The sequence below is a fragment of the Roseivirga sp. UBA1976 genome (assembly GCF_002336325.1).
Lineage (GTDB): Bacteria > Bacteroidota > Bacteroidia > Cytophagales > Cyclobacteriaceae > Roseivirga > Roseivirga thermotolerans.
Window position 1 is genome coordinate 106574 of the sequence record NZ_DDDQ01000052.1, and the last position, 481, is coordinate 107054.

At 45.1% G+C, this 481-nt stretch carries 1 pseudogene; it reads right to left on the minus strand.

Features of this window, described 5'->3' with window-relative positions:
* Positions 1-481 (minus strand): annotated as a pseudogene (locus B3763_RS05970) (glycine--tRNA ligase); the annotation flags it as partial.

Consider the following 481-nt stretch of genomic DNA (forward strand, 5'->3'; position numbering starts at 1 on the left):
GGCATCTTGCCTTCTGTAGCGCTTGCCGATAGCATCTTTCTCATCGTACTGACAGTTAAAGTCGTACCGCAGGTCTGATAGGATTTCTCTGGCTTTTTCAGGAAGCCCATCTTTCTTGACCAAAGGAAGTACTGCCACTTTATAAGGAGCCAAAGCCGCAGGTATTTTCAATACAGTTCTTTCACTACCATCTTCCAAAGTCTCTTCAGTATAAGACGCAGACATAATGGCCAGGAACATACGATCCAAACCAATCGATGTCTCGATTACATAAGGCACATAAGATTTATTTTCCTCAGGGTCGAAGAACTGAAGCTTCTTACCAGAGTGCTCTTCGTGTGCTTTTAAGTCGAAATCGGTTCTTGAGTGAATTCCTTCCAGCTCTTTAAAGCCCATTGGGAAGTTGAACTGCACATCGGTGGCTGCATTGGCGTAGTGCGCCAGGTTAATATGGTCGTGGAAGCGGTAGTTTTCTTCACCC